Raw genomic sequence first — 5,341 nt, 5'->3', positions numbered from 1 at the left:
CCCCACTCTGTCTTTTTTTGCTAAAAATTAAAATAATACAATTTGAGTCAAGTTATCTTAAAATAATTATACTTTAAACCCGTAATTCGCATAAATTACTTATTATAAGCACTTTAATACTACTCAACTTCGAAACAGATCAAACTTATCACTTAATTAAACTTCGACTGAGCAAAAGCAGCCGCACCAATTGCTCCTGCCATATCTCCGAAATATGCTTGAATTATTTCTGTTTTTTTTCCGCCTGGTCTCCATTCATACAAATCCATGAATGATTTTAGAGGTTCATATAGAGCATCATCGGCAAGCGTTAATCCACCTGCTAAAACAACCATTTCGGGCGAAAGAGCATTGCATAATGAACTTATAGCGACTGCCAGCTTGCGGACTGACGAAAGCCAAATATAGGTTGCAAAAAAATCTCCTCTACGATGAGCCTCGACCAACTCCCATGTTGAGGTAAACCTGCCGTGTGTTCTTTCTTCAATCGAATAATTTCCGATGGCATATTCCAAACTTCCAATCATGCCCACAATACTTTTTGTGTCATCATAAGCATTGATAGAAATATGTCCAAAATGTCCTGCCATTTGTGAAAGTCCTTGATATAGCTGACCATTTATCAAAATTCCACCACCAACACCCGTGCCGAGCGTGAGTAGAACTACATTTTTTTTATCTTTTGCTACACCATATTTTACTTCTGCCATTAAAGCCGAGTGAGCGTCATTTAGGATATACGTGGCATCTCCGAAATATTCGCCCCACATAAAGTTTTCTAAGCCATTTAAACGATTGGGCAAATAGGCAATACACTGATTTTGTGCATTGGGTAAGCCCGGAGCAGAAAGTCCAATTCCTAAAATTGGTTCTCGCAAATATTCTTTAAGATAATCAAGCATTTCCTTCACATTTATCCGCCATGAGGCATCTCCAGAATCTTGAGTTGGAATATAATGTTGCTTCAACACATCACCATTTTCATTGATAATGATACCTTTAATGTTTGTGCCTCCCAAATCAATTCCGATGATAAAGCCCATAAAACCAAGCCAATATTGTGTGTTTAAATACAAAAAAAATAAAAATTACTCGTTATTCATTATCGATTTGCCCTTCTGTTACGCCCCAACCACCATCAACAAAAAGTGTCTGACCAGTTGCAAATTTTGACGCATCCGACATGAAATAAACGGCTGCACCGTCTAAGTCACTGACATGACCATTTCTGCCACCATCGAGCGGTTGTTTGGTTTTTATAAAATTCAAAATTGTTTCATCTCTTGAGGCTCGTTGCGACATCGGCGTTTCGACCAAAGCAGGTGCTAAAACGTTGATTCTGATATTGTTAGGTGCGTAATAAGCCGCAATAGATTTAGAAAAGCCAATTACCGCCGATTTTGTTGCTGCGTAAGCGTGCGTCGAAAAATATTTTGGCGAAGGGAATTGCCCCAAAACCGACCCCATATTTAAGATTGTTCCTCCCCTACCCAATTCCAAAAACTTTCTGACAGCGGCTTGGTTTGAGAGCATCAGACTTGTTAGATTTAATTCAAATGTTTTATTCCAACCTTCTAAAGTCAATTCGTGCAATGGGCCATCACCAAATTTTCGTCCACTTCCACCAGCTACGTGATAAAGTCCATCAAAATCACCAAATTCGTTTATTATCAATTCAATGGCTTTTGTCGCGGTCTTTGCAATTACTGCATTGCCACTCATTACACGGGCATTTTCGCCCAATTCTATTTCAGCGGCTAAGCAGCTTTCGGGACTTCTGCCAACGACCAAAATCTTTGCTCCATTCTCAATAAATGCTTTTGCTGCTGATAATCCTAAGCCTGTTGTTCCACCAATGATTACTATTTTTTTATCTTTTAGCAACATCATTATCTTTAAATATATGATAAAACTTCATAACTTGTCTATACAAGCACAAAAGTATGTAAAGAATATTCGTTTCCAAATTTTTGCAACAAAAAAGGTGTTGAATATTTTTCAACACCTTTTTTGTTATTTTCAAATGCTTTGAATTACTTTCCTCTATAAGCCTGATAATATTTCATAGCTTGTGGCAATTGAGATTTTAAATCAGCAATTCGAGTTTCGTCAGCGGGGTGAGTTGAGAGCAATTTTGGTGGTTTCTGAGATTTTGCACCTGCTTCAGCCATTCTTTGCCAGAAATCTACTGCATTTTGGGGGTTATAACCTGCCATCGACATAAATATCAATCCTAATTTATCTGCTTCTGATTCCTGATTACGGCTATTAGGAAGCACAAATCCAAGCTGTGAGCCAACACCTAAAACCTGCCCTGCGATTTCCATCACTTCCTGATTTCCTGTTGCTACACCTGCCCCAATAGCACCCAATTGCGTTATACCTTGAGCTGCCAATGCTTGGCTCATTCGTTCACGTCCATGGCTGGCTATGGCGTGGGCAATTTCGTGACCCATAACTACGGCAACTCCTGCTTCATCTTTACAAATAGGCAAAATTCCTGTGTAAAAACAAACTTTCCCACCTGGCATGCACCATGCGTTCAGTTCTTTGTTTTGTACCAATTTAAACTCCCATTGATAGCCATCAATCACTTGACTATAATTATTTTGTATCAAATAATTTTCAACGGCAGTTTTTATTTTCCCACCAACACGAGCAATCATTTCGGCATCTTTTGCATTCGACGAAACTACTTTCGAAGTATCCATAAAGCCTTTGTACTCGGCGAAACTCATCTGAATCATCTGTTCGTTTGACACCAAGCCAACAAATTGTTTACGTCCAGTAAGGGGCACTCTCTGGCAAGCCCAAATAAGCATGACGAATGCAATTGCTGCAATCGAAGATTTAAAAAAGGTTTTCATTTTAATTTTATTTAGATTGTGTTTAAGACAAGATATTTGTCTAATAAGTATTACAAATATAAGTTAATAAATATGAGTTAGAAAAAAATTATACTATTTAAAAAATACTTGCAAAGGATTAATTACGTATTTTTGTAAACAATATTGCTTAAAAGTAGGTATATATTGGCAATTCGCTAAAAACTTTTTCTTCAAACTTATCTTATTTTTTAATGAAAATTATCGCCATTGGTAGAAATTACGCTGAACACATCAAAGAACTTAATAATGAACGTCCAGATGAGCCTGTTATCTTTACAAAGCCAGAAACAGCTGTTTTGAAAGATGGAGAAGCATTTTATTATCCTGATTTCTCGCAGGACATCCATCATGAAGTTGAAATTATTATAAAAATTAGCAAAATGGGAAAAAATATTGAGGAAAAATTTGCCCATAAATATTATGACGAAGTAGGAATTGGTATCGACTTTACAGCACGTGATATTCAATCTAAACTAAAAGCAAAGGGTTTACCATGGGACTTAGCTAAAGGCTTTAATGGCTCAGCCCCTATTTCGGAGTTTGTGCCAAAAAGTAAATTTACTGATTTGGCAAATCTCAATTTTCATCTCGACGTAAATGGAAATATCCGCCAGGAAGGAAATACTTCAATGATGCTTTATCCGATTGATACGATCATTGCATTTGTTTCAAGATTTTTTACCCTGAAAAGTGGTGATATTATTTTTACAGGAACACCCGCAGGCGTTGCAGCTGTAAAAGTTGGAGATATTTTGACGGCTTTTATTGAAAATGAAAAAATGTTGGAGTTTGAGGTAAAGTAAATTCCGCAGCAACCTACATTCCTGCCCTAAAAGCGGAAGTAACAGATTTATAATGACAACTTTATTCCCCATTTTTGGTGGAATGTGTAATCTTAGGGGTAGAATATGATACTCACACGAATTTTAAGCTCACTTTTGCTTGTTACCTATTTGATTTCTGACACCTCTTCTAACGTTGTTTTTGCACAAAGAAGACAAGCGAATCAAAATCAAGAATATCCTAAAGGTTATTTCATGTTTCCGATTCAACCAAACCAACCGGCTTCATTGTCAGGCGGTTTTGGCGATTTACGTACCAATCATTTTCATGCGGGTCTCGACATTCGTACAGGTGGTGCAGAAGGATTATCTATCTACGCCGCTGCCGAAGGTTACGTTTCAAAAATCAGAGTAATGCGTGGCGGTTATGGCAATGTGCTTTACATTACACACCCTAATGGCTATACAACGGTTTATGGTCATTTGAAAAATTATAGTAGTCGGATAGAGCAGTATCTACGAAAACAGGAATATAACCAGCAAACTTGGGATATTGAATTGAGCCCCGCTCCAGACGAGATTCTTGTACGAAAAGGCGAGATTGTAGCAATTTCGGGCAATACAGGTGCGTCAGGTGGTCCACATTTGCACTTCGAAATTCGTGACCAGTTCGAAAATGCCATCAATCCCATGAAATTTGGTTTTGGTGAAATTCAAGATTCACAATCACCTGTTATAGAGCGAGTTATATTAAAAACCCTAAACGCTTACTCTCGTGTAAATGGCGAATTTGGGCGAATTTCGGTTGCTCCAACTCGTATTTCTGAAGGAAATTACACCCTTCCAACTGTCATTAAAGCTCATGGTATAATTGGACTCGAACTCAATGCTTATGACCGTAGTCAAACGTCGCCTTTCCGAATGGGTGTTACCGAATTAGAAGTTCAGGTCGATGGCATTACTACTTATAAACTTAACTTAGAAAAAATGCCCTTCGATGTCTCGAAAGACATTAATGTTCATATAGATTATGAAATTGCTGAAACCAACGGTGTCAAGATTCAGAAATGCTATGTTTCTGACGGAAACCGCCTTTCAATTTATGAAACTGACCAAAATCAAGGTAAAATCTATGTGAAAGATGGGCAATTGCACCGTGTCAATATTAAAGTGAAAGATTCTTACGGCAATACTTCAACCATGAACTTTTCGATTCAAGGCGATACCCCAAACGAAACCTTTGTAGAAGAATTAGCAAATGAAAGTAAGTATGTAGGTAATATTTCTACTTCTATTACCGAAAATACCCTTGCAATAAGAGCCAAAAATGCCAAAACTTCAACGGCAATTTTACAATACAAAGGTTTACCAACATCAGTACCATTAGCCTATAAAAGAGGTAAAGAATCAGTTTATTTGCACGATTTGAATAAAGGAATTGCCGATTTCGTTCAAGTCGAAAATAACTCCGAAAGCATTGGCATAAAACAAGAGATTTTACCTCAACAAAAGCAATTTTATACGGAACCAAATCTTCAAATCGATTTTGCCGATGTTTTGTATGATACTCTATATTTACGAACAGCAGTTAACGGCAATCGAATTTCGATTAATACTGAAAAAATTCCATTAAAAGATTTCATAAATATAACTTGGACTCCTTTGGGCGTA

General features: G+C 37.3%; 5 protein-coding genes. 2 read left to right on the top strand and 3 right to left on the bottom strand.

The features are described 5' to 3' along the window. Positions 1 to 152: 152 nt before the first annotated feature. The 3 genes from ACH2CJ_RS13265 to ACH2CJ_RS13255 form a co-directional block, all read right to left on the bottom strand. Positions 153 to 1,076: an ROK family protein gene (locus ACH2CJ_RS13265; protein ID WP_394993338.1), complete on the bottom strand. Its 924-nt coding sequence runs from the start codon at positions 1,074 to 1,076 to the stop codon at positions 153 to 155. A 19-nt stretch (positions 1,077 to 1,095) separates the two neighbouring features. After that, positions 1,096 to 1,887: an SDR family NAD(P)-dependent oxidoreductase gene (locus ACH2CJ_RS13260; RefSeq protein ID WP_394993339.1), complete on the bottom strand. Its 792-nt coding sequence runs from the start codon at positions 1,885 to 1,887 to the stop codon at positions 1,096 to 1,098. A 146-nt stretch (positions 1,888 to 2,033) separates the two neighbouring features. Beyond that, positions 2,034 to 2,867 (bottom strand): M48 family metallopeptidase, encoded by an 834-nt coding sequence (locus ACH2CJ_RS13255; RefSeq protein ID WP_394993336.1) that lies wholly within the window; start codon positions 2,865 to 2,867, stop codon positions 2,034 to 2,036. Between the two features lie 212 nt (positions 2,868 to 3,079). On the opposite strand from ACH2CJ_RS13255, the gene ACH2CJ_RS13250 reads away from it, so the two are divergent. Together ACH2CJ_RS13250 and ACH2CJ_RS13245 are read left to right on the top strand one after the other, a co-directional pair. Continuing rightward, a complete protein-coding gene (locus ACH2CJ_RS13250; RefSeq protein ID WP_394993334.1) occupies positions 3,080 to 3,691 on the top strand; it encodes a fumarylacetoacetate hydrolase family protein in 612 nt (203 codons plus the stop codon). A gap of 105 nt (positions 3,692 to 3,796) precedes the next feature. Further along, positions 3,797 to 5,341, top strand: a 1,545-nt coding sequence (locus ACH2CJ_RS13245) for a M23 family metallopeptidase (protein ID WP_394993333.1), incomplete at its 3' end; no start/stop codon positions are given.

The sequence above is a fragment of the Emticicia sp. genome (genome assembly GCF_043780375.1).
Classification (GTDB): domain Bacteria; phylum Bacteroidota; class Bacteroidia; order Cytophagales; family Spirosomataceae; genus Emticicia.
The sequence above is the reverse complement of the archived record's forward strand: the minus strand, read 5'-3'. Positions and strand labels throughout refer to the sequence as shown.